General features: G+C 72.0%; 18 protein-coding genes and 1 riboswitch. Of the genes, 10 read left to right on the plus strand and 8 right to left on the minus strand.

What is annotated here, in order from left to right; translation table 11 throughout:
• Positions 1-92: 92 nt before the first annotated feature.
• From meaB to KCH87_RS06255, 8 genes are all read right to left on the minus strand, one after another.
• Positions 93-1,067 carry a methylmalonyl Co-A mutase-associated GTPase MeaB gene (meaB, locus tag KCH87_RS06220; RefSeq protein ID WP_210584815.1) on the minus strand — a complete coding sequence of 325 codons (975 nt, stop codon included), beginning with the start codon at positions 1,065-1,067 and terminating at the stop codon, positions 93-95.
• Complete coding sequence (gene scpA / locus KCH87_RS06225; RefSeq protein WP_210584817.1) at positions 1,064-3,226, minus strand: methylmalonyl-CoA mutase; 2,163 nt, start codon at positions 3,224-3,226, stop codon at positions 1,064-1,066. The genes meaB and scpA overlap by 4 nt, the downstream gene beginning before the upstream one ends.
• Positions 3,226-5,037 (minus strand): methylmalonyl-CoA mutase subunit beta, encoded by a 1,812-nt coding sequence (locus tag KCH87_RS06230; protein WP_210584819.1) that lies wholly within the window; start codon positions 5,035-5,037, stop codon positions 3,226-3,228. The genes scpA and KCH87_RS06230 overlap by 1 nt, the downstream gene beginning before the upstream one ends.
• A gap of 83 nt (positions 5,038-5,120) precedes the next feature.
• The gene (locus KCH87_RS06235) at positions 5,121-5,960 is read right to left on the minus strand and encodes an ATP-binding cassette domain-containing protein (RefSeq protein ID WP_210584821.1); all 840 of its coding nucleotides are present in this window, start codon (positions 5,958-5,960) and stop codon (positions 5,121-5,123) included.
• The gene (cbiQ, locus tag KCH87_RS06240; RefSeq protein WP_210584823.1) at positions 5,957-6,706 is read right to left on the minus strand and encodes a cobalt ECF transporter T component CbiQ; all 750 of its coding nucleotides are present in this window, start codon (positions 6,704-6,706) and stop codon (positions 5,957-5,959) included. The genes KCH87_RS06235 and cbiQ overlap by 4 nt, the downstream gene beginning before the upstream one ends.
• On the minus strand, positions 6,707-7,054 hold the full coding sequence (locus KCH87_RS06245) for an energy-coupling factor ABC transporter substrate-binding protein (protein WP_210584825.1): 348 nt from the start codon (positions 7,052-7,054) through the stop codon (positions 6,707-6,709).
• Complete coding sequence (locus KCH87_RS06250; protein ID WP_210584826.1) at positions 7,051-7,743, minus strand: energy-coupling factor ABC transporter permease; 693 nt, start codon at positions 7,741-7,743, stop codon at positions 7,051-7,053. The genes KCH87_RS06245 and KCH87_RS06250 overlap by 4 nt, the downstream gene beginning before the upstream one ends.
• 29 nt (positions 7,744-7,772) lie before the next feature.
• Positions 7,773-7,959, minus strand: a riboswitch (cobalamin riboswitch).
• 219 nt (positions 7,960-8,178) lie between these two features.
• Complete coding sequence (locus KCH87_RS06255; protein ID WP_210584828.1) at positions 8,179-9,672, minus strand: alpha/beta hydrolase; 1,494 nt, start codon at positions 9,670-9,672, stop codon at positions 8,179-8,181.
• 146 nt (positions 9,673-9,818) lie between these two features.
• Here KCH87_RS06255 and KCH87_RS06260 point away from each other — a divergent pair, with 146 nt between their 5' ends.
• The 10 genes from KCH87_RS06260 (at position 9,819) to KCH87_RS06305 (ending at position 21,133) form a co-directional block, all read left to right on the plus strand.
• Entirely contained in the window at positions 9,819-11,075 is a 1,257-nt protein-coding gene (locus KCH87_RS06260) for an ATP-grasp domain-containing protein (RefSeq protein WP_210584830.1), read from the plus strand.
• The gene (locus tag KCH87_RS06265) at positions 11,072-11,899 is read left to right on the plus strand and encodes a Rossmann-like domain-containing protein (RefSeq protein WP_210584831.1); all 828 of its coding nucleotides are present in this window, start codon (positions 11,072-11,074) and stop codon (positions 11,897-11,899) included. Before KCH87_RS06260 ends, KCH87_RS06265 begins: the two co-directional genes overlap by 4 nt.
• A complete protein-coding gene (locus tag KCH87_RS06270; protein WP_210584833.1) occupies positions 11,896-12,975 on the plus strand; it encodes a PLP-dependent cysteine synthase family protein in 1,080 nt (359 codons plus the stop codon). The genes KCH87_RS06265 and KCH87_RS06270 overlap by 4 nt, the downstream gene beginning before the upstream one ends.
• On the plus strand, positions 12,972-14,012 hold the full coding sequence (locus tag KCH87_RS06275) for a mandelate racemase/muconate lactonizing enzyme family protein (RefSeq protein ID WP_210584834.1): 1,041 nt from the start codon (positions 12,972-12,974) through the stop codon (positions 14,010-14,012). Before KCH87_RS06270 ends, KCH87_RS06275 begins: the two co-directional genes overlap by 4 nt.
• Positions 13,996-15,222 carry an MFS transporter gene (locus KCH87_RS06280; protein WP_210584835.1) on the plus strand — a complete coding sequence of 409 codons (1,227 nt, stop codon included), beginning with the start codon at positions 13,996-13,998 and terminating at the stop codon, positions 15,220-15,222. The genes KCH87_RS06275 and KCH87_RS06280 overlap by 17 nt, the downstream gene beginning before the upstream one ends.
• Positions 15,219-16,016 (plus strand): class I SAM-dependent methyltransferase, encoded by a 798-nt coding sequence (locus KCH87_RS06285; protein ID WP_210584836.1) that lies wholly within the window; start codon positions 15,219-15,221, stop codon positions 16,014-16,016. The genes KCH87_RS06280 and KCH87_RS06285 overlap by 4 nt, the downstream gene beginning before the upstream one ends.
• An 11-nt stretch (positions 16,017-16,027) precedes the next feature.
• Complete coding sequence (locus tag KCH87_RS06290; protein ID WP_210584837.1) at positions 16,028-17,602, plus strand: ABC transporter substrate-binding protein; 1,575 nt, start codon at positions 16,028-16,030, stop codon at positions 17,600-17,602.
• Between the two features lie 182 nt (positions 17,603-17,784).
• A complete protein-coding gene (locus KCH87_RS06295; protein ID WP_210584838.1) occupies positions 17,785-18,681 on the plus strand; it encodes an ABC transporter permease in 897 nt (298 codons plus the stop codon).
• The gene (locus KCH87_RS06300; RefSeq protein ID WP_308298760.1) at positions 18,678-19,598 is read left to right on the plus strand and encodes an ABC transporter permease subunit; all 921 of its coding nucleotides are present in this window, start codon (positions 18,678-18,680) and stop codon (positions 19,596-19,598) included. Before KCH87_RS06295 ends, KCH87_RS06300 begins: the two co-directional genes overlap by 4 nt.
• Complete coding sequence (locus KCH87_RS06305; RefSeq protein WP_308298761.1) at positions 19,595-21,133, plus strand: ATP-binding cassette domain-containing protein; 1,539 nt, start codon at positions 19,595-19,597, stop codon at positions 21,131-21,133. The genes KCH87_RS06300 and KCH87_RS06305 overlap by 4 nt, the downstream gene beginning before the upstream one ends.
• Positions 21,134-21,135: the final 2 nt, after the last annotated feature.

The following is a 21,135-nucleotide window of genomic DNA, read 5'->3' on the forward strand; positions in this document are numbered from 1 at the left end:
GGGGCGCGGGGCTGTATCGATTTGCGGCTCCGCCGCGTGGGCGCGACCAGCCACGACGCACCCGCAGACGATTGACGGCCTATCGCGGACCGCTACATGCCGAACGCCTTCAGAATCCGTTCCGCCGCCACCGTCGCCGTCAACTCCCCATCCCGCACCCGCTGTTCGAGCCCCGGCGCAAGCGAACGTACCGTCGGATCGGCATGCAGCCGCCCCAACAGCTCGTCGCGGACCATGCTCCAGGTCCAGTCGACCTGCTGGTCGCGGCGTTTGGCGGCGAGGCGTCCCGTGGAGTCCAACAACGCCCGGTGCTGTTCGAGGCGCTCCCAGACGGTGTCCAGCCCGGACGACTCACGGGCGCTACAGTGCAGGACGGGCGGCGTCCAGGCGGCGTCCCTGCCGTGCATCAGCCGCAGCGCGCCGGACAGTTCACGCGCCGCCGCCCGAGCGTCGCGTTCGTGCGGCCCGTCCGCCTTGTTCACGGCGATCACGTCGGCCAGCTCCAGCACACCCTTCTTGATGCCCTGCAACTGGTCGCCCGTGCGGGCCAGCGTGAGCAGCAGGAAGGAGTCGACCATGTTGGCCACCGCCGTCTCCGACTGCCCGACGCCCACCGTCTCCACGAGCACCACGTCGTAGCCCGCGGCCTCCATCACCACCATGGACTCGCGCGTGGCCTTGGCGACCCCGCCGAGCGTGCCCGCGCTCGGGGAGGGCCGGACGAAGGCCGCGGGATCCACGGCCAGGCGTTCCATCCTGGTCTTGTCGCCGAGGATCGACCCGCCCGTACGGCTGGACGACGGGTCGACGGCCAGCACGGCGACCCGGTGACCGAGGGACGTCAGCATCGTCCCGAACGCGTCGATGAACGTCGACTTCCCCACGCCGGGCACCCCGCTGATACCGATCCGCCGCGCGTTCCCGCTGTGCGGGAGCAGCTCGGTCAGCAACTCCTGGGCCAAAGCCCGGTGTTGGGGCCGGGTGGACTCGACAAGAGTGATGGCACGCGCGACGAGCGCCCGCTTCCCGTCGAGGACGCCCTTGACATAGGTGTCGACGTCGATCACTGCTCGTGCCCGAGGTCGGCCGACAGCCGCTCGACGAGGTCGTAGGCCGCGTCCGGGATCACCGTCCCGGGCGGGAACACGGCCGTCGCGCCCATCTCCAGCAGGGTCGGCACGTCCTGCGGCGGGATCACCCCGCCGACGACGATCATGATGTCCGCCCGGCCCTCCGCCGCCAGCTCCTCGCGCAGCGCCGGTACGAGAGTGAGGTGCCCGGCGGCCAGCGACGAGACGCCCACGATGTGCACGTCCGCCTCCACCGCCTGGCGGGCCACTTCGCCGGGCGTCTGGAACAGCGGGCCGACGTCGACGTCGAAGCCGAGGTCGGCGAAAGCGGTTGCGATCACTTTCTGGCCGCGGTCGTGGCCGTCCTGGCCCATCTTGGCGACCAGGATGCGCGGCCGGCGGCCCTCGGCCTCCTCGAAGGAGTCGACGAGGGTGCGGGTGCGGTCGACGGACGGGGAGGAGCCGGCTTCGTTGCGGTACACGCCGGAGATCGTACGGATCTGGCTCGCGTGTCGTCCGTAGACCTTCTCCAGGGCGTCCGAGATCTCACCGACGGTCGCCTTCGCCCGGGCCGCGTTCACCGCCAGCTCCAGCAGGTTGCCCTCACCGGCCGCCGCCCGGGTGAGCGCGTCCAGGGCGTCCTGGCAGACGATCTCGTCGCGCTCCGCCCGCAGTCGCCGCAGTTTCTCGATCTGCTGGGTGCGCACGGAGGAGTTGTCGACCTTGAGCACGTCGATCTGCTCGTCGGTCTCCACGCGGTACTTGTTGACGCCGATCACCGGCTGCCGCCCGGAGTCGATCCTGGCCTGCGTCCGTGCCGCCGCCTCCTCCACGCGCAGCTTCGGGATGCCCGCGTCGATGGCCTGCGCCATGCCGCCCGCCTGCTCGACCTCCTGGATGTGCTGCCAGGCCCGCCGTGCGAGGTCGTACGTCAGCTTCTCGACGTACGCGCTGCCGCCCCAGGGGTCGATCACCCGGGTCGTGCCCGACTCCTGCTGGATCAGCAGCTGGGTGTTGCGGGCGATGCGCGCCGAGAAGTCGGTGGGCAGCGCGAGCGCCTCGTCGAGGGCGTTGGTGTGCAGCGACTGGGTGTGACCCTGCGTGGCCGCCATCGCCTCCACGGCCGTACGCGTCACGTTGTTGAACACGTCCTGCGCGGTCAGCGACCAGCCCGAGGTCTGCGAATGGGTGCGCAGGGAAAGGGACTTGGAGTTCTTCGGCTCGAACTGGGACACCAGCTTCGCCCACAGCAGCCGTGCCGCACGCAGCTTGGCGACCTCCATGAAGAAGTTCATGCCGATCGCCCAGAAGAAGGAGAGCCGCGGCGCGAAGGCGTCCACGTCCAGCCCCGCCTCCCGGCCCGCCCGGATGTACTCCACACCGTCGGCAAGGGTGTACGCCAGCTCCAGGTCGGCCGTCGCGCCCGCCTCCTGGATGTGGTAGCCGGAGATGGAGATCGAGTTGTAGCGCGGCATCCGCTGCGAGGTGAAGGCGAAGATGTCGGAGATGATCCGCATCGACGGCTTCGGCGGATAGATATAGGTGTTGCGGACCATGAACTCCTTGAGGATGTCGTTCTGAATGGTCCCCGCCAGCTTCTCCGGCGGCACGCCCTGCTCCTCCGCCGCCACGATGTACAGCGCCAGGATCGGCAGCACGGCGCCGTTCATCGTCATCGACACGGTCATCTTGTCCAGCGGGATGCCGTCGAACAGCTGACGCATGTCGTAGATCGAGTCGATGGCCACGCCCGCCATGCCGACGTCACCGGTCACCCGCGGGTGATCGCTGTCGTAACCGCGATGCGTGGGCAGGTCGAAGGCGACCGAGAGGCCCTTCTGGCCGGCCGCCAGGTTGCGTCGGTAGAAAGCGTTTGACTCCTCGGCGGTGGAGAAGCCCGCGTACTGGCGGATCGTCCAGGGCTGGTTGACGTACATCGTCGGGTACGGGCCGCGCAGATACGGCGCCATGCCCGGGTATGTCGAGAGGAAGTCGAGGCCTTCCAGGTCGCGGCCGGTGTAGAGCGGTTTGACCGCGATGCCCTCCGGGGTCTCCCAGAACGCCCCGTCGCTCCCCGCGGCCTTGCGCCACTCATCGGCGCCGACGTCGGTCCTCGGCTCCCCGAGTTCGATCCCGGTGAAGTCGGGGATTCCCATCAGGACACTCCCATGCGGTCGAGGGTGGCGGAGAGCACGGCTACGGCGTCGCAGCCCGCGAAGATGTGGTCGTCGACATCGGTGTACTGCCCGGGCCTGCCCGCGAGGAACACATGGCGGGCGCCCGCCGTCTTCAGGGACTGCGCGGTGTCCGCGGCCTGCTCCTCGTACAGCGCGTCGCTGGAGCAGAGGCAGGCCTCGGTGGCGCCGCTCTCTTCGAAGGTGCCCTCTGTGACGGGTTCGATGCCGCCCGCCTGGAAGAGGTTCGCGGCGAAGGTGAGGCGCGCGGTGTGGGCCGCGGCGGGACCGAGCGCGGCCAGGAAGATCCGCGGCCGGGTGCCGGTCGCGGCGAGGTGGGCGTCGGAGCGGGCGCGCAGGGCCTCGTAGGCCTCGTCGCGGCGGACGCGGGGGAGTCCGCCGGACGGCGGCTCGGGCGCGGGCGCGCGCTCCACCGGCTTCTCGGCGAGATGCGGGAACTCGCTGACGCCGGTGATGGGTTCACGCCGCTTGGCGAGCTTCGCGGTGCGCGCCTCCCAGGTCTCCGCGAGCTTCTCGCCGAGCCGGCCCGAGCGCAGCGCCGCCGCCTGGCCGCCGATCTGCTCCAGCCACTGGAAGAACTCCCAGCCCGCGTGGGCGAGTTCGTCGGCGAGCCGCTCCACGTACCAGGAGCCGCCCGCCGGGTCGATCACCCGGGCCAGGTGCGACTCCTCGATGAGGATCGTCGAGGTGTTGCGGGCGATGCGCCGGGCGAACGCGTCCGGCAGACCGAGGACGTGGTCGAAGGGCAGCACGGTGACGGAGTCGGCGCCGCCCACCCCGGCGGCCAGCGTGGCGATCGTCGTGCGCAGCATGTTCACCCACGGGTCGCGGCGCGACATCATCACCGGTGAGGTCACGACATGCTGGACCTGCGCGCCCGAGGCGTCCAAAGCGCCGGACGCCTCGGCGACCCGCGCCCACAGCCGCCGTGCGGCACGCAGCTTGGCGATGGTCAGGAACTGGTCGGCGGTGGCCGCGTAGCGGAACTCCAGCTGTGCGCAGGCCTGTTCCACGGTGAGCTCGGCCTCGGTCAGCTCCCGCAGGTAGGTGACACCGGTCGCCAGCGAAGCGCCCAGCTCCTGCGCGGCCGAGCCGCCGGCCTCGTGGTACGGCAGCGCGTCCACGGTCAGCGCCCGCAGCCCCGGGTACTCCTCGGCGCACCGCCGGGCCAGTCCCGCCGCGGGCCCGAAATCGAGCCGCTGCCCGGTCCGGGCCTCGTACCCGAGCGGGTCGGCCCCGAGGTTGCCGCGCGCCGCGTCACGGGCGACGCCCCGCTCCTCGTACAGCCGCAGCAGCTCACCCGCCGCGCTTTCGGTGTTCCGGCCGGCCTCCAGGACGATGGGCGCCAGATCGAGGTAAACGCCTTCGAGGGCTTGGCCGAGCGCTGAGACAGGGAAACCGCCTTCACCGACGACCAGCCAGAGAGAGGTGACACCGTTTTCGAGGTCGGCGAGGACGAGGTCGCCCGAGGCCGTCGCATGCCGCTGTCGTACGTCCCAGCCCCCGGCGGTGTTCCCTTCCGGGCGGCTGCCTCGCACAAAGGGGGAGAAACCGGGGAAACCGGTTTCGGGAGCGGTGTCGAGCGCGGTGTACAGGGGCCGGGTGCGCAGCCCGTCCTCCAGCGCGGTGGCCAGGGCATCCTCGGCGGCTCCACCCGAGACCTCCCTGCCCGACTTGCGCAGGACACCCTCCACGAGGTGCTGCCACTGCTCTTGGGTCGCGGCGGGGAACTCGGCGGCCAACGAGAGCCCGTCATTGGGCAGGACTGTCATGCTCGGATGCTAGGCGAGCGTGCTTGAGCAGCAGCAGAGCCGAAGGCTGTGACCTTGCCCTCGCCGCTTCTGTGACCGGTGCCTCACCGCTCGACGGCCACCATGGCGGCGAGTTCGTCGGCGGTACGGGGACCCGCTGCCGAATCGGTCAACAGCCCGTGCGCGCAGAGTACTTGGGCCGCCGCGACACCCCACGGCAGCCGCAGCCCGGCCTGCTGGAGGAGGTCGGTCCGGGCCAGCATCCCGGCGGCGGGACCGGTGCGTACTCCGGACGGGGTGAGCAGCGCCGTGTCGTCGGCCCAGCGCAGAGCGAGATCCACGTCGTGCGTCGCCATCACCACCGTCGTGCCGCCGGCCCGCAGGCCGTCGAGGGTGGCGAGCAGCCGCTCCTGTCCGTCGGGGTCGAGCCCGGCGGTCGGCTCGTCGAGGATCAGCACCCGGGGCCGCATCGCGACCGCGCCCGCGATCGCCGTCCGCTTCCGCTGTCCGTAGGAGAGCAGATGCGTGGGCCGGTCGGCCAGCCCGGCGATGTCCAGCGCCGCGAGGGCCTCGTCGACGTGCGCCCGCACCTGAGGGTCGGGCAGTCCCAGGTTCAGCGGTCCGAAGGACACGTCCTGCGCGACGGACGCGGCGAACAGCTGGTCGTCCGGGTCCTGCACCACCAGCTGGACGGTGGTCCGCAGCCGGGTCAGGCCCTTGCGGTCGTACGACACCCGCTTCCCGTCGAGCGTCAGCTCCCCGGTGCGCGGCCGCAGCCCGCCGCTCAGCAGCCGCATCAGCGTGGTCTTCCCGGTGCCGTTGCGGCCGAGCAGCGCAAGCGCACGCCCCTCACGCACCTCGAAGTCGAGCCCGCTGAGCACGGCGGGACCGTCCTCGTAGGCGAAGGACACGCCCCGCAGGGCGACGAGGGCGGCCTCGCTCATGACAGCGGCCTTTCCAGTACGAAGGTGAGGGTGGCCAGCGTCGCAAGGAGCGCCACGCTCGCGACCGTGAAGCGGACGGAGACGCGGGCCTCCGGCACCAGGACGCGCAGCGTGCCGTCGTAGCCGCGCCCGGCGAGCCCGGCCTGGAGCCGCGTCGCCCGGTCGAAGGCCCGCACGAACGCGGTCGCGCCGAGCCCGGCCAGGGACCGCCACGCGGCGGCCCGCGTGGTGTGCCCGAGCCGCGCCGCCTGCGCCTCCCGGATTCGGCGCATGGAGTCCAGGAGCAGGAAACTCATGCGGTACGTCACCAGCGCCACGTCGACGACCGGCGCGGGCACCCCGGCCTTCACCAGGCGGGGCAGCAGGTCGGACATGGGTGTGGTGAACGCGAACAGCAGCACGCCGAGCGAGGCGGCCGAGGTGCGCAGCAGCAGTTCCCCGGCGCGCAGGTGACCTTCGTCGGCCAGGGTCACGAACCCGTCCGGGCCGCCGACCTGCACCAGCAGGGTGGCCGCCCCGGTCACGCAGAAGCCCAGCGGGACGCGGTAGGCACGCCACAGCTTGCGGCCGGGCACGCCCGCCGGGCCCAGCAGCACGGCGAGCGCGGTGGCCAGGACCAGGGCCGCGCCCGGCCAGGGCGGCAACGAGATCGCCAGCACGGTGAGGCCGAGTCCGAGCACGGCCTTGTCCACGGGGTGACGGCGGCGCCAGCGACTGCTGTGCGCCGCCGCGTCGATGGGCAGCACTCAGACCTGCTCGTCGGCCGTGCTCTCGGCGCCCTGCCGCTCCAGCACCCGCTGCTCACCCTGCCGCCGCCCGCGCCGCACACCGAAGTAGTAGGAGAGGGCGCCGGCTCCGATCGCCGCTTGGAGGGCGAACAGCCCCGACTCGATCTCGGCCGACGGCGGTTCGTACAGGGGCGAGAACCAGGGCTCGTAGTCCGGCTCGAGCTCGGTGATCGCCGTCTCCGCCTCGCCGTCGGCGCCGGTGAACGGCTCCTCCTTGTCGTCACCGAGGCCCAGCGCAAGCGGCAGCACCGCGAGGGCGACGACGGCGAGCAGCAGCAGAAGATTGATCTTTGTGTTCCGTTTCATCGGGCCACCGCCTCGGTGCCGGCCTTCTTGGTGAGCAGCACGCCGAGCCGGGTCAGCTCCCCCTTGCTGGACTGCACGAGCAGCCGCATCACCAGCACCGTGAGCAGCCCCTCGCTCACCGCGAGCGGGATCTGCGTGACCGCGAAGATGGACCCGAACTTGCCCAGCGCGCCCAGGAAACCGCTGCTCGGGTCGGGGAAGGCGAGCGCCAGCTGGACGCTGGTGACGCAGTAGGTGGACAGGTCGGCGACGAACGCGCCGAAGAACACGGCCACCATCAGCGGCACGTCGTAGCGCCGCAGCAGCTTGTAGACGGCGTATCCGGCCCAGGGCCCGACGATCGCCATCGAGAAGACGTTGGCGCCGAGCGTGGTCAGGCCGCCGTGGGCGAGCAGCAGCGCCTGGAAGAGCAGGGTGATGGTGCCCAGCACCGCCATGATCGGCGGCCGGAACAGGATGGCGCCCAGGCCGGTGCCGGTGGGGTGGGAGCAACTCCCGGTCACCGAGGGCAGTTTGAGAGCCGACAGAACGAACGTGAAGGCTCCGGAGGCGCCGAGGAGCAGGGTGCTCTCCGGGTGCTCCCTGACCTCACGGGTGAGTGACCGGACTCCGTGGACGACAAATGGCGCCGACGCGACGCTCCAGGCGACCGCGTGCGCCGGAGGCAGAAATCCCTCGGCTATGTGCATGGCTCAGCAGACCCTCTCCAGCACCTCGTGGATGGTTGACGTGCCTTGGCCGGTCTCCTGGCTGACGGGTACCACCGCCCGTGCTCCGCCTTCCCGGGTCCCGAAGAACCCAGTGGCTGCCCGTGAGGGCCGGAGCCGGACTTCCCGATTCACAGTGGCGAGGGCCGCACCGGCATCACACCGGATTTCCCGTTCACCAAGGCGTGGTGACAGTAGTGGGCACTCGGGGGTGGTGACAAGCCGTGCACGGGGGCGCACGGGGGAGTGAACAGCGCGGAGCGCTCCGCTGGAAGGGCCGCGGGAAGGGCCGCGATGTCGTCGGTTCGCTGCGGCGCCGTCGTGGCTGGTCGCGCCCACCCGGCGGAGCCGCATATGGATACAGCCCCGCGCCCCTTCGGGGCGCTGCCGAACCGCAGCCGGCCTCACCCGACCTGCTCAGCGGCCGTCGCCGCCGGGGTCCGGCAGCCCCGGCCCCGTACACCGCACGTCCGCGGCCGGAACCTCTCCGCCCACGAGATACGCGGCCACCGTGCCGTCCACGCAGGCGTTGCCGCGGCTGGCGAACACGCCGTGCGAGTAGTCGTCGGCGAGGGTGATCAGCCGCGAGCCCGGCAGCACCTTGCCCAGCTCGCGGGCCCCCTCGATGGGAGTGACCGGGTCGTGCGCGGAGGCGACCAGCAGGACCGGCGGAGCGTCGGGGCTGCCGAGCGGGGTCCGCCGGGCGGGCCGGTACTGCCAGTAGGCGCAGGTGGACGCCTCCATGCCGGTCAGGACCGGCTGGGCGTCGATACGGCGGGTGCGGCGGAGGTCCGCCAGGATGCTGTCCGGCGTGGGCGCGGGACCGTCGGCGCACTTGACGATGCGGTTGGCCGCCTCGTAGTTGCGGGAGTCGGGGCTGTCGAACGCCGCGCCGGGCCGGAGTCCGTCCGTGGTGCCGTCGTTCAGGTAGGTCCGCATCCCGTCGGCGAGACCCGCCCAGCGTTCGGTTCGGCCGAGAGCGCGGTAGACGGCACGGTCGAACTCGGACGCCCCGAAGCCGTCCACGGGTACGGAGCCCAGCCCTCGGCGCACCCGCAGATAGGCCCGGCGTACGTCATCCGCGCCCGAGCCCAGACCGAAGCGCTCGGCATGGGCTGCGGTCCACTCGAAGAACGTGTCCCGCTGCCGCAGCAGCTCCCGGCTCTGGAGCACGTCGAAGTCGTACCAGTTCCAGGGCCCGACCACACTGTCCAGCACCATCCGCCCGACCCGCCGCGGGAACAGTGCCGCATAGGCCGCGCCGAGATAACTGCCGTACGACACCCCGAGGAAGCTCGTCCTGGGCTCGCCGAGCGCGGCGCGTATGGCGTCCATGTCGTACGCCGTCTGCTCGGTGGACAGATACGGCAGGACGTCGCCCGCGCCCGTCGCGCAGTCGTCGGCCATGTCCCGCAGCGAGGCGAGGTGGGCCCGTTCCGCCGTCGGACCCACCGGCACGGGATCCGCGCCCGGACTGTCGAACAGGCCGCCCATGGCGCCGCAGTCGACCGGTGAGCTCCGGCCGACGCCGCGCGGGTCGAAGCCGATGACGTCGTACGAACGCCGCACGCTCTCGGGGAGTTTGGCGCGCTTGGTCACCGCGTAGGCGAGCCCGGAGCCGCCAGGACCGCCGGGGTTCACCAGCAGGATGCCGCGTCGCTCGGCGGGCGTGCCGGAGGCGGGGACGCGGGAGACGGCGATGGTCAGGCGCGGTCCCTCCGGGTGGTGCCGGTCGAGCGGGACGCTGATCCGACCGCACTCGACGCGGTCGGGTGCGGTCGGGCGCGGTACGGAGTCGGGGCAGTCGCCGAATCGGACGGCCGGTGTCGGGGGTGCGGCCTGGGCGGGAGCGGCCGTGGGGAGTAGCGCCAGGGCGCACAGAATCGCCGCGGATCGGGTGTGGACGGACAAAGGGAGCCCCAAGGTGATGTCGTTCTGTCGGATGACAATGAAAATGATTATCGATAACGTAGCCGAGTCAAGACCCGGCCCCCTCCCGTCCGAGGGGGATTCCGGGCTGCCCTGACGTCTGAACCACCTGTGGGAAAAGGGGAGTTGTGGCTCATCTGCTGATGGTCGAGAGCTGGGTCGGTGCCATGAGCCGACTGCTGCCGAGAGCGATCCGGGAGAGCGGGCACGAGTTCACGTTCCTCACCCGTGACCTGCATCACTACCTCCGGTCGGCGCCGGAGGGGACCGCGCATCCGCTGCTCGGCGCCCGCCATGTGATCACCGCCGACACGAACGACCTCGACGCCCTGCTGCCCGAGATCGAGCGGCTGCACACGGCGTTCGGCTTCGACGGGGTGCTGACGTCCTGCGACTACTACCTCCCGGCCGTGGCGCGCATCGCCGGACACCTCGGCCTGCCCGGTCCCGGCCCCGAGGCGGTGACGAACGCCTGCCGCAAGGACGCCACCCGCCGCGTCCTCGCCGACGCGGGCCTGCCGCAGCCGCGCTTCGCCGTGCACGAGGAGTGGGCCGACATCGCGCGGGCCGCCGGGGAGATCGGCTATCCGCTGGTGGTCAAGCCCGTCGACCTGTGTGCGGGCATGTATGTACGGCGGGTCGACGACGAGGCCCAACTGGCGGTTTCCGTCCGGGCGTTGGGTGACTTCCCGGTCAATGCGCGCGGGCAGCGCCGGGCGCCAGTCGTCCTGCTCGAAGAGCTGCTGGACGGCCCCGAGGTGAGCGTCGAGACCGTTTCCCACGCGGGCGCGGTCCATGTGGTCGGCGTGACCGACAAGAGCGTCGGCGGCGCCCCCGCCTTCATCGAGACCGGCCATATGTTCCCCGCCGCGCTGACGTCGGCCGACACCGAGGCCGCCGAGCAGACCGCGCTGGGCGCCCTGAAGGCCCTGGGCCTGACGGACGGCGTCGTCGCCCACACCGAGATCAAGCTCACCATTGCCGGTCCGCGCGTCGTCGAGGTCAACCCGCGGCCCGCCGGAAACCGCATCACCGAGCTCGTACGCCACGTCACCGGCATCGACCTCGCCGCCGCCTTCGTCGAAGTCGCCCTCGGCCGCGCACCCGACCTGCGCCGCACGGACACCGGCCTGCGCAGTGCCGCCATCGGCTTCCTGGTCCCGCACACCGACGGGACGCTCGAAGCGCTGGACGGCTCCGAACTCCCTGACGAACCCGGTGTGTTGGAGGTGCGGCTCGCCGAGCCGGGCAAGACCGTGCACGCGGCGGGCAGCAACAACGAATACCTCGGGCACGTCATGGCGGGCGACACCGACGGGCCCGGCGCCCGCGACCGCGTCGAGGCGCTGCTGGCCGGCCTGCGGGCGGGACTGGTGATCCGATGACCACGACCGAGACCGCCACGACCGTGCTCGACGACCTCATACTCCGGGTCCGGGCCGGCGAACTCGGCCCGGACCCGGCCGCCCGCCGCATCGCCGTCGCGTTCACCACCTGTCAGGCCGTACGGCACGACGGGCGCGGCACCGGCTACCGCAACGAGGTGCTCAGCCTGCGCCTCGCGGAGGCAGTCGGCTCCTGCGCTGTCGAACCCGGCGCGCTGCCCGCCGGCGCGCTCGACGACTGCGTCGGCGCGGACGTGGCCCGGCTCCTGGAGCATCCGCTGCTCCCGGTACGCGTGGCCGCGCTGGACGCCTACCTCATGCACGTCACCCCGCACACCCCGGGCAACGGGGCGCGTCCCGTCCCGCTGCCCGCCGGAACCTCGCTGGAGAAGTCCCGGGCCCGGGCGCAGTCCGTCGTCCAGCTGCTCGATCTGCGGCCGGGCGCCACGGTGCTGGTGGTCGGCGTGGTCAACTCCCTGCTGGAGGCGCTGCGTTCGCGCGGGCTCGGCTATGTGCCCTGCGATCTCAAGGGTGGCGAGACCGAGTTCGGCGAGACGGTCGCCGGTGACGCGCTCGCCGCGGCCGACCGCTGTGACGCGCTGCTCGTCTCCGGGATGACCCTGGGCAACGGCACCTTCGAACCGCTGCGGCGGCACGCCCTGCGGCACGGCAAGCAGCTGGTGATGTTCGCGCAGACCGGCAGCGCCGTGCTGCCCCGCTTCCTCGGGCACGGGGTGAGCGCCGTGTGCGCGGAGCCGTACCCCTTCTTCTGGCTGGACGGCGGGCCCGGAGTGATCCACCGATACCGCGGGGGCGTCCGATGACCGCCACCGCCGTACGGGCCGTCGCCCGCCCGGAGTTGCTCGACCTGCTGGGCCGCACGCCGACCGTCCGCATCACCGCCGATCTGCCCGGACCCCACCCCGGATTCTGGGCCAAGCTCGAAGGGCTCGCGGCGGGCGGGATGAAGGCGCGGGCGGCCGTGTCGATGCTGCACGGTGCCCGCGAGCGCGGTGAACTGCGGCCCGGCGCGCCGGTTGTGGAGTCCACCTCGGGCACGCTCGGCATCGGCCTGGCGTTCGCCGGACAGGCGCTCGGCCACCCGGTGGTGCTGGTCGGCGACAGTGAACTGGAGCCGTCCATGCGGCAGTTGCTGCGCGCGCACGGCGTCCGGCTGGAGATCGTGGACCGCCCGGCACCCCGGGGCGGCTGGCAGGCCGCACGCCTCGCCCGGCTGCGGGAGCTGTGCGCGGTCCTGCCCGACGCCTACTGGCCGGACCAGTACAACAACCCCGACAACACCACCGGTTACGCCACTCTCGCCGCCGAACTCGCCACCCGGCTGGACCACTTGGACGTCCTGGTGTGCAGCGTCGGCACCGGCGGGCACAGCGCGGGCGTCATCGGCCCGCTGCGCCGCCACTGGCCCGCTCTGCGGCTCATCGGCGTCGACGCGACCGGCTCCACCATCTTCGGCCAGCCCGCCCGGCCGAGGCTGATGCGCGGCCTGGGCAGCAGCATCCACCCGCGCAATGTCGCCTACGACGCCTTCGACGAGGTGCACTGGGTCGGCCCCGCCGAGGCCGTGGACAGCTGCCGGCGGCTCGCCCGGGGCAGCTTCGTCAGCGGCGGCTGGAGCACCGGCGCGGTCGCGCTCGTCGCCGCCTGGGCGGCCCGCGTCCACCCCGGGGCGGTTGTCGCCACCGTTTTCCCCGACGGTCCGCACCGTTATCTCGGAACCGTTTTCGACGACGACTTCACCACCGCGCACGGCATCGACCCGTCCACCGCGGCCACCCGGCCCGTCGAGATCCCGCACCCCCGCGCCGCCGAGGCGACCGGCTGGGCCCGCTGCACCCGCGTGACCGATCCGCTCGACTCCCCGAAAGAAGCCCTGTGAAGGCCACCCGGCGCACCGTACGTCTCGACCTCACCGAGCCGCTGCGCATCTCCCGCTCCACCATGTCCGCACGCGACGCCGTGTGGCTGACGATCGAACACGAGGGTCTGTACGGCCATGGAGAAGCCGTCACCAGCGTGTACTACGGGCTCCACGCCGACACCCTGGCACGGCACTTCGCGGCCCTCGACCTCAACCGCTTCAGCGACCCGGAGAGCGCCCTGGAGGACCTGAGGGAGGGATGGGACATTCCTCCGGCCGTCGCCGCCGCCGTCGAGGCCGCGCTCCTCGACCTGGCCGGCAAGCGTGCGGGAAGCCCTGTCCATCGCCTCCTCGGCGCCCCCGCCGCCCCGGTCGCCGCCACCGCCCGCACCATCGGCATCACCTCGCTCACGCATGCCGCGGCCGAGGCCCGGCGCCTCGCCGCGAGGGGCTTCGAGGTCATCAAGGTCAAGGCGGGCACGCCCGATCCCGAGGACGACGTCGAGCGCGTACGCGTCATCCGCGACGCCGCCCCCGCCGCACGGCTGCTCCTCGACCCCAACGGCGCCTGGAGCGTGCCCCAGGCGAAGGCGCTCCTGCCGCGCTACGCGGACCTCGGCGTCGAAGCCGTCGAGCAGCCCCTCGCGCCGGGTGACCCCGAGGCGCTGGGCAGACTGGCCGAACGCTCACCGCTGCCGGTCATCGCCGACGAGGACGCCGTAAGCCTCGAAGACGCCCGCCGTCTCGCCGGACGCGTGCACGGCGTCAACGTCAAGCTCGCCAAGTGCGGCGGCGTCCACGCGGCCCTGCGTATCGCCGAGTTGATCGACGGCAGCGGCACGGAGTTGATGCTCGGCTGCCTCACCGCCAGCACCCTCGGCCTCGCACCCGCCGTCCATCTGGCCGACCGCGCACGCTGGGCCGACCTCGACGGGCATCTGCTGCTCGCCCACGACCCGTGGACCGGGATCGGCGGCGCCGACGGCTTCGTACGCGCCCCCGACCTGCCGGGGCTCGGCGTCGAGGAGGTGGCCGCCCGTGCGGACGTGGCATGAGATACGCCAATTCCCGCTCGCCGTGCGCCTGTTGCTGGTGAACCAGCTCGGCGTCAACACCGGCTTCTATCTGCTCATCCCGTACCTGGCCACCCACCTCACCGAGAACCTGGGCATGTCGGCGGCCGTCGTCGGCATCGTCCTCGGGGTCCGCAACCTCAGCCAGCAAGGCCTGTTCATCATCGGCGGCTCCGCCTCCGACCGGCTCGGGGCGCGCGGCGTGATCATCGCCGGGTGCGCGGTGCGGACCGTCGGGTTCGCGCTGTTCGCGCTCGGTGACGGGCTGCCGGTGCTGCTGGCCGCCTCCGTGCTCAGCGGGCTCGCGGGCGCGCTGTTCAACCCGGCGGTGCGCGCCTATCTCACGCAGGAGGCGGGGGAGCGGAAGGCGGAGGCGTTCGCGCTGTTCAACGTGTTCGCGACGACCGGCGCCCTGATCGGCCCCCTCCTTGGCAGCGCTCTGCTCCTGGTCGACTTCCGTACCTCCGCGCTCACCGCCGCCGGGATCTTCGCGGCCCTCACCGTGGCCCAGGCGCTGGTGCTGCCCGCGCGGGAAGTGGAGCCGAGCAAGGGCGGGGTCCTCGCCGACTGGCGTGAAGTCGTCGGCAACCGCGCCTTCCTGGCCTTCGCGCTCGCCATGGTCGGCATGTTCACCCTGGAGAACCAGCTCTATCTGCTGCTGCCCGAGGGCGCCCGCCAGGCAACCGGCTGGGAAGGCGCGGCGGGGCTCGTCTTCCTCGTCGGCACGGTGTCCAACCTCGCGCTCCAGCTCCGTATCACACGGTCACTCAAGTCCCGTGGAAACAGGGCACGTTGGATCGCGGGAGGGCTCGCCCTGATGGGGCTGGCATTCGTGCCGCCGGCCTTCGCGACGCAGCACACCGGTCTGTTCGCCGCCCTCCCCGTACTCCTCGGCACCCTCCTCCTCTACCTCGGCGTCATGATCGCCTCGCCCTTCGTCATGGAGCTGATCCCCGGCTTCGGCCGACCCGAGCTGACCGGCACCTACTTCGGGATCTTCTACGTCGTCTCCGGCATCGCGGCCGCCGTCGGCAACACCGTCGTCGGCTGGGCCATGGACACGGGCGAACGGCTTCCGTGGCTGTGCTGCGCCCTCTTCGGGCTGGCCTCGGCGGGCGGGGTCGCCTGGCTGCACCGGCGGGGCGCACTGCCGGTGATCCCGGCTCCGGTCGCCGAACGGAGCACCGTATGACGAGCGGCAATCTCCTCACCGACAACCCCGAGCTGTACGAGGCCCGCTTCCCCGACCCCGACCGCCTCGCCGCACGCTGGGCGGAGGACTGCCTGCGGCGGTACGGCGCCGGGCCCCGCGTGCTCGACATGGGCTGCGGCACCGGACGCGACGCGGCTCACCTGCACGAAGCCGGCCGTACGGTCACGGGCGCCGACCTCTCGGAGGCGATGCTCGCGCACGCCCGCGCCCGGCACCCGGGGCCCACCTTTGTGCGGGCCGATCTGCACGGCTTCGACCTGGGCACGTTCGACGCGGTCGTCTGCCTGGACAGCTCGCTGCTGTACTGCCACACCAACGACCAGCTCGACGGCTTCCTGGCCTCCTGCCGCCGCGCCCTGACACCCGGCGGTCTGCTCGTCGCGGAGATGCGCAACGGTGCCTACTTCCTGGGCCGTACCGACCTCCTCGACACCCCCAAGGTCAACGCCTTCATCTGGCAGGGCACCGGCTACCGGTCCACCACCACCCTGACCGTGGACCGCACCGCCCAACTCCTGCGCCGTATCCGCGTATGGACGTCGGACGACGGCGCCCCGCCCGTCGAGCAGCGCTCCGCCTGGCGGCTGCTGTTCCCACTGGAGCTGCGTCACTTCCTGGCCGCCCACGGATTCGAGGTCCTCGACCTGCACGACGGCCCCGGACCGCGCACCGAACCGCCCTGGCGCGAGGGCCAGTTGCCCGGATCGAGCGCTGACGCCGACCGGCTGCACTTCGTAGCGCGCCTGAACCCGCTCACCCATCACACCATCTGAAGGACGATCACATGCTCGACGAACGCTTCCCTGGTCTGCGCCGCCGCGGCTTCCTCGCCGCCACCGGTGCCGCCTCGCTCGGAGCGCTCGCGCTCACCGGCTGCGGGTCCTCCGACGACAGTTCCGGCGCCGGTGCGGGTGACGGCAAGCCGAAGCAGGGAGGGCGGCTGCGTGCCGCCTTCGCGGGAGGGGGTGCCAGCGAGACCCTGGATCCGCACCTGGCCAACCTGTTCGCGGATGTCGCCCGCGCCAAGGCCCTCTTCGACAAGCTCGCCGACTACGGCGCCGACCTGTCCGCGCAGCCCCGTCTCGCCGAGAAGTGGGAGTCCAACAAGACCCTCGACCGCTGGCAGGTCACCCTGCGCAAGGCCACCTTCCATGACGGCAAGCCGGTCACCGCCAAGGACGTGCTGTACAGCTACCGCCGTATCGCCGACCCGAAGCAGGCGTTCCGCGCCAAGGCGTCCCTGGAGCCCATCGACCTCGACGCCAGCCGCGCCACGAGCGAGACCGGCATCGAGTTCGTGCTGAAGCGGCCGACGGCCGAACTCCCCAACATCCTGGCCGCGTTCGGCGCGTACATCGTCCCGGACGGCGCGATCGAGTTCGACAGGAAGCCCATCGGCTCCGGCCCCTTCCGTTTCGTCTCCTTCGCACCCGGCCGCTCGGCCGTCTTCCGCCGCTACGACGAATACTGGGAGGGCGCCCCGCACCTCGACGAACTCGAAATCGTCGTCGCCAACGAGGAGTCCGCCCGCGTCAACGCCCTGCTCGGCGGCCAGGTCGAGTACGCCCACGAGCTGAACCCCACCACCGGCCGTGCGCACGAAGGCAAGGGGCAGATCGAGATCGTGCGGCTACAGGGCAGCGCCATGCAGGGCTTCGCGATGAAGACCGACCGGCCGCCGTTCGACGACAAGCGGGTGCGGCAGGCCTTCTTCCTCATCGCCGACCGGCAGGAACTCGTCGACGGGGCGCTGTCCGGCGCGGGCGAGATCGGCAACGACCTGTTCGGCAAAGGCTACGAGTACTACGCCGACGGCCTCCCGCAGCGCGAGCAGGACCTCGACAAGGCCCGTGCCCTGCTGAAGCAGGCCGGCGCCGAGAAGCTGAAGGTCGGCCTGGACACCTCCGCCGTCGCCGCCGGATTCACCGAGGCCGCCAGCATCTTCCGCGACCAGGCCGCCAAGGCCGGCGTCACGATCGACGTCAAGATGGGCAGCAAGGACACCTATTGGGCCGACATCCTCGACTCCGGCTCCCTGTGCTGCTACCGCTCCGGCGCCATGCCCATCGAGGCGCATATCTCGCAGCGGCTGCTCACCGACTCCAGCACCAATGCGACCAAGTGGCAGCACAAGGACTTCGACGCCCTCTACCAGCAGGCGCAGTCCACGCGGGACAAGACCGAGCGGGCCGCCGTGTACGAGCGCATGCAGCGTCGGCTGTACTCCGAGGGCGGCTTCCTGATCTGGGGCTTCGCCGACTGGATCCTCGGAACGGCCAACAAGGTCAAGGGGGTTGAGAAGAACGCGCCCGCCAACTCGCTCGACTGGGCCCGCTTCGACAAGGTCTGGCTGGCGTGAGGACCAAGCAGGGCGGGCTGAGTCGATTGCGGTCAGGCAGCGCCCCGAAGGGGCGCGGGGCTGTATCAATATGCGGCTCCGCCGCGGGGCGCGACAAGCCACGACGGCGCAGCAGCCGACAGGCGGCATACAGCGGCACATCCTTCGTCGCCCGGCGCCTTGTCCTCGGCGGAGCCCAAACCGTGGCCGTCGTGCTGCTGGTCTTCGCGCTCACCGAGGCGCTGCCGGGCGATGCCGCGGTCGCCCTCGCCGGCGACCAGCCCGACCCGGCGCGCATCGCCGCGATCCGTGAGGCGATGGACCTCGACCGGCCGGCGTACGAGCGGCTGGTCGACTGGGCGTCCGGGCTGCCGCACGGCGACTTCGGCACGTCCCTCACCTCCGGGCGGCCGGTCGGGCAGTACATCTCGGACGGCTTCGGGCCCACCCTGCTGCTGGCCACGCTCACGCTCGCGCTGCTGGTGCCGATCGGCTTCGGGCTCGGTGTGCTGGCCGCCCGCCACGAGGGGCGGCTCGTCGACCGGCTGGTCAGCTCGGTGACGCTCGCGGTGTACGCCGTCCCCGAATTCGCCCTCGGAGTACTCCTGGTAACCGTTTTCGCGCTCCAGCTGGGCTGGCTGCCGCCGACCGCCGTCGGCTACGGCACCGACCTGCTCGCCCACCCGGCCGCACTGGTCCTGCCCGTCCTTGTCCTGCTGTCCCGGCCGGTGTGCTCCATCGCCCGTCTGGTACGCGCGGGCATGGTCGACGCGCTGGCCTCCCCGTACGCGGCCCACGCACGCCGCTACGGCATCCCGGGCGCCCGCATCCGGTACACGCACGCCCTGCCCAACGCCCTCGCCCCGGCCGCGCAGCAACTCGCCCGCACCGTCGACTGGCTGCTGTGCGGCGTCATCGTCGTGGAGGCCCTGTACGTGATCCCCGGACTCGGCACCGTCCTGCTCAACGCCGTCGCCGAACGCGACGTGCCCGTCGTGCAGGGGCTCGCCGTCGTCTTCGGCGTCCTGACCGTCGTACTGAACCTGGGTGCGGACCTGGTGGCCCAACGGCTGACGCCCCGGGCGGGGGTGGCGGCGTGAGGGTCCGGCGCTACGTCCTCGGCATCGCGGTCATCGCCGTACCCCTCGTCCTCGCCCTCCTGGGACCGCTGTTCGCGGGCGAACCGGGAACGCGCGCCGCGTCCTTCACGCTCGGCGACGGACACTGGCTGGGCACGGACTTCGTGGGCCGGGACGTATGGCAGCAGGTGCTGCACGGCGGACGCCCTGTCGTCCTGACCGCGCTCGCCGCCACCGCCCTCGCCTATCTGGTCGCGCTGCCGGTCGGGCTCGTCAGTGCGCTCACCCACCGCCGCTGGCTGGAGGAGACGCTGATGCGGCCGCTGGACGTGCTCCTCGCGGTGCCGTCGCTGCTGCTGATCCTGCTGGTGGCGTCCGTGTTCACGCCGGGCGCGGCCGGGCTCGCGCTGCTGGTCGCGCTGGTCAACGTGCCCGACGCGGCGAGGATCGTCCGGGCCGCCGCCGGGGAGGCCGCCGCGCGTCCCGCGGTGGAGGCGCTGCGGATGCAGGGAGAGACGTGGTGGCGTACGGCCGTCGGATATGTCGGCCGGTCGATGCTGCGCACCCTCGCCGCCGACGCGGGTATCCGGCTCACCGGCGTGCTGTATCTGGTCGCCACGGCCGCGTTCCTCGGCGTCGGTGTGGCGCCGGACGCGGCGGACTGGGCGGTCATGGTCGACCGCAACCGCACCGGACTGTTCGTGCAGCCCTGGGCCGTGGTGGTGCCGGCGCTGCTGATCGTCGCGCTGACGATGGGCAGCAACCTGCTCTTCGACGCGGCGCTAAGCGCTCCGCTGGGTGTGCCGCGATGTGTCGTCGGTCGGCTGCGGCGCCGTCGTGGCTGGTTGCGCAGTTCCCCGCGCCCCTTCGGGGCGCTGAACCGCAGCCGATCAGAGAAGCCCAGCCGGGACCGGGGAGAGAGGGAACGACGGCCGTGAACGAAACCGACACACCCGTCGCCGAAATCCGCGACCTGCGCGTGGAGATCGACGGCCGGGCGATCGTGGACGGGGTGAACCTGCGGGTCCTGCCCGGACAGGTGACCGCGCTGGTCGGCGCCTCGGGCAGCGGCAAGACCACGACCGGGCTCGCGCTGCTCAGGGAGTACCCGCCCGCGGCCCGCGTCACCGGCGACGTACGCGTATCGGGGAACGTCGGCTACATACCGCAGCACCCGGCCGCCGTCCTCAACCCGGCCCGCCGGGTCTCGGCGCTCCTGACCGACATCGCCCGCACCCAGGTACGCGACCTCCCTCGCGAGCAGCGCAGGACCGCCGCCCGCGAACGCGTCCTGCGTGCCCTGTCCGACGCCCAACTCACGGATCCGGAGGCGATGTTGCGGCGCTACCCGCACCAGCTCTCCGGCGGCCAGCAGCAACGCGTCGTCATCGCGCAGGCCCTCCTGCTCGGCGCCCGAGTGATCGTCGCGGACGAACCCACCACCGGGCAGGACGCGTTGACCAAGACCAGGATCGTCGACGAACTGGCGGCGGTCGCGGCGCGCGGCATCGCGGTCGTGCTGCTCAGCCACGATCTGGACGTGGTGCGCTCGCTCGCCGACGAGGTGCTGGTCATGAAGGCGGGCCGGGTCGTGGAGTCGGGCCCGCCCGAACGGCTGTGGCTCGCACCCCGGCACGAGTGGACCCGCCAACTGCTCGACACCCGGCCGCCGTCCCCGCAGGAGCATCCCGCCGAGGACACGACGGTGCCCGTCCTCCGGATCCGCGACCTCACCGCCCGCCACGGCCAAAGCGTCGTCGTGCGCACACCCCGGCTCACCCTGCACCCCGGTGAGTGCCTGGCCGTCGTCGGCCGCTCCGGCAGCGGGAAGACGACCCTCGCCCGCTGCCTCGCCGGGCTCCACCGCGACCACGCAGGCGAGGTCGCCCTCGACGGCACCCCACTGCCGCGCAGCCTCCGGCACCGCGACCGTGCCGGGCTCAGGGCGGTGCAGTACGTCTTCCAGGACGCGCGGGCCGCCTTCGACGAGTACCGGCCGGTCCTCGACCAGGTCGCCCGGACGGCCGTACGTCTGCGCGGCATCGACCGGCAGGCGGCCGAGGAGGAGGCCCTGGCGACACTCACCGGACTCGGCCTGGCGCCCGACCAGGCCCGGCGCCGCCCACCGCGGCTGTCCGGCGGCGAACTCCAGCGCGCGGCCCTGGCCCGGGCGCTGCTCGCCCACCCCAGGGTCCTGATCTGCGACGAGATCACCTCGGGCCTGGACACGGTCACCCGACGTGGCATCCTCGACGTTCTCGAACGGCTCCTGCACGAGCGCGACGACCTGTCCCTGATGCTCATCACCCATGACCTGGACACCGCACGTCTGGCCCACCGCATCGCGGTGCTGGACGCGGGCGAGCTGGTCGAGCAGGGTCCGGCCGAGCGGGTCCTGACCGCGCCGGAGCACCCGTTCACCGTCTCGCTGATGGAGACGACGGCACGGCTGGAGGCGGAAACGGGTGCTTGAGC

The sequence above is a fragment of the Streptomyces sp. GESEQ-35 genome (genome assembly GCF_017948485.1).
Classification (GTDB): Bacteria; Actinomycetota; Actinomycetes; order Streptomycetales; family Streptomycetaceae; genus Streptomyces.

Coding starts and splice junctions, on each gene's coding strand:
- KCH87_RS06270 (WP_210584833.1), top strand. CDS start 11,896: ATGACCGCCACCGCCGTACGGGCCGTCGCCCGCCCGGAGTTGCTCGAC.
- KCH87_RS06285 (WP_210584836.1), top strand. CDS start 15,219: ATGACGAGCGGCAATCTCCTCACCGACAACCCCGAGCTGTACGAGGCC.
- KCH87_RS06245 (WP_210584825.1), bottom strand. CDS start 7,054: ATGAAACGGAACACAAAGATCAATCTTCTGCTGCTGCTCGCCGTCGTC.
- KCH87_RS06290 (WP_210584837.1), top strand. CDS start 16,028: ATGCTCGACGAACGCTTCCCTGGTCTGCGCCGCCGCGGCTTCCTCGCC.
- KCH87_RS06235 (WP_210584821.1), bottom strand. CDS start 5,960: ATGAGCGAGGCCGCCCTCGTCGCCCTGCGGGGCGTGTCCTTCGCCTAC.
- KCH87_RS06265 (WP_210584831.1), top strand. CDS start 11,072: ATGACCACGACCGAGACCGCCACGACCGTGCTCGACGACCTCATACTC.
- scpA (WP_210584817.1), bottom strand. CDS start 3,226: ATGGGAATCCCCGACTTCACCGGGATCGAACTCGGGGAGCCGAGGACC.
- KCH87_RS06250 (WP_210584826.1), bottom strand. CDS start 7,743: ATGCACATAGCCGAGGGATTTCTGCCTCCGGCGCACGCGGTCGCCTGG.
- KCH87_RS06230 (WP_210584819.1), bottom strand. CDS start 5,037: ATGACAGTCCTGCCCAATGACGGGCTCTCGTTGGCCGCCGAGTTCCCC.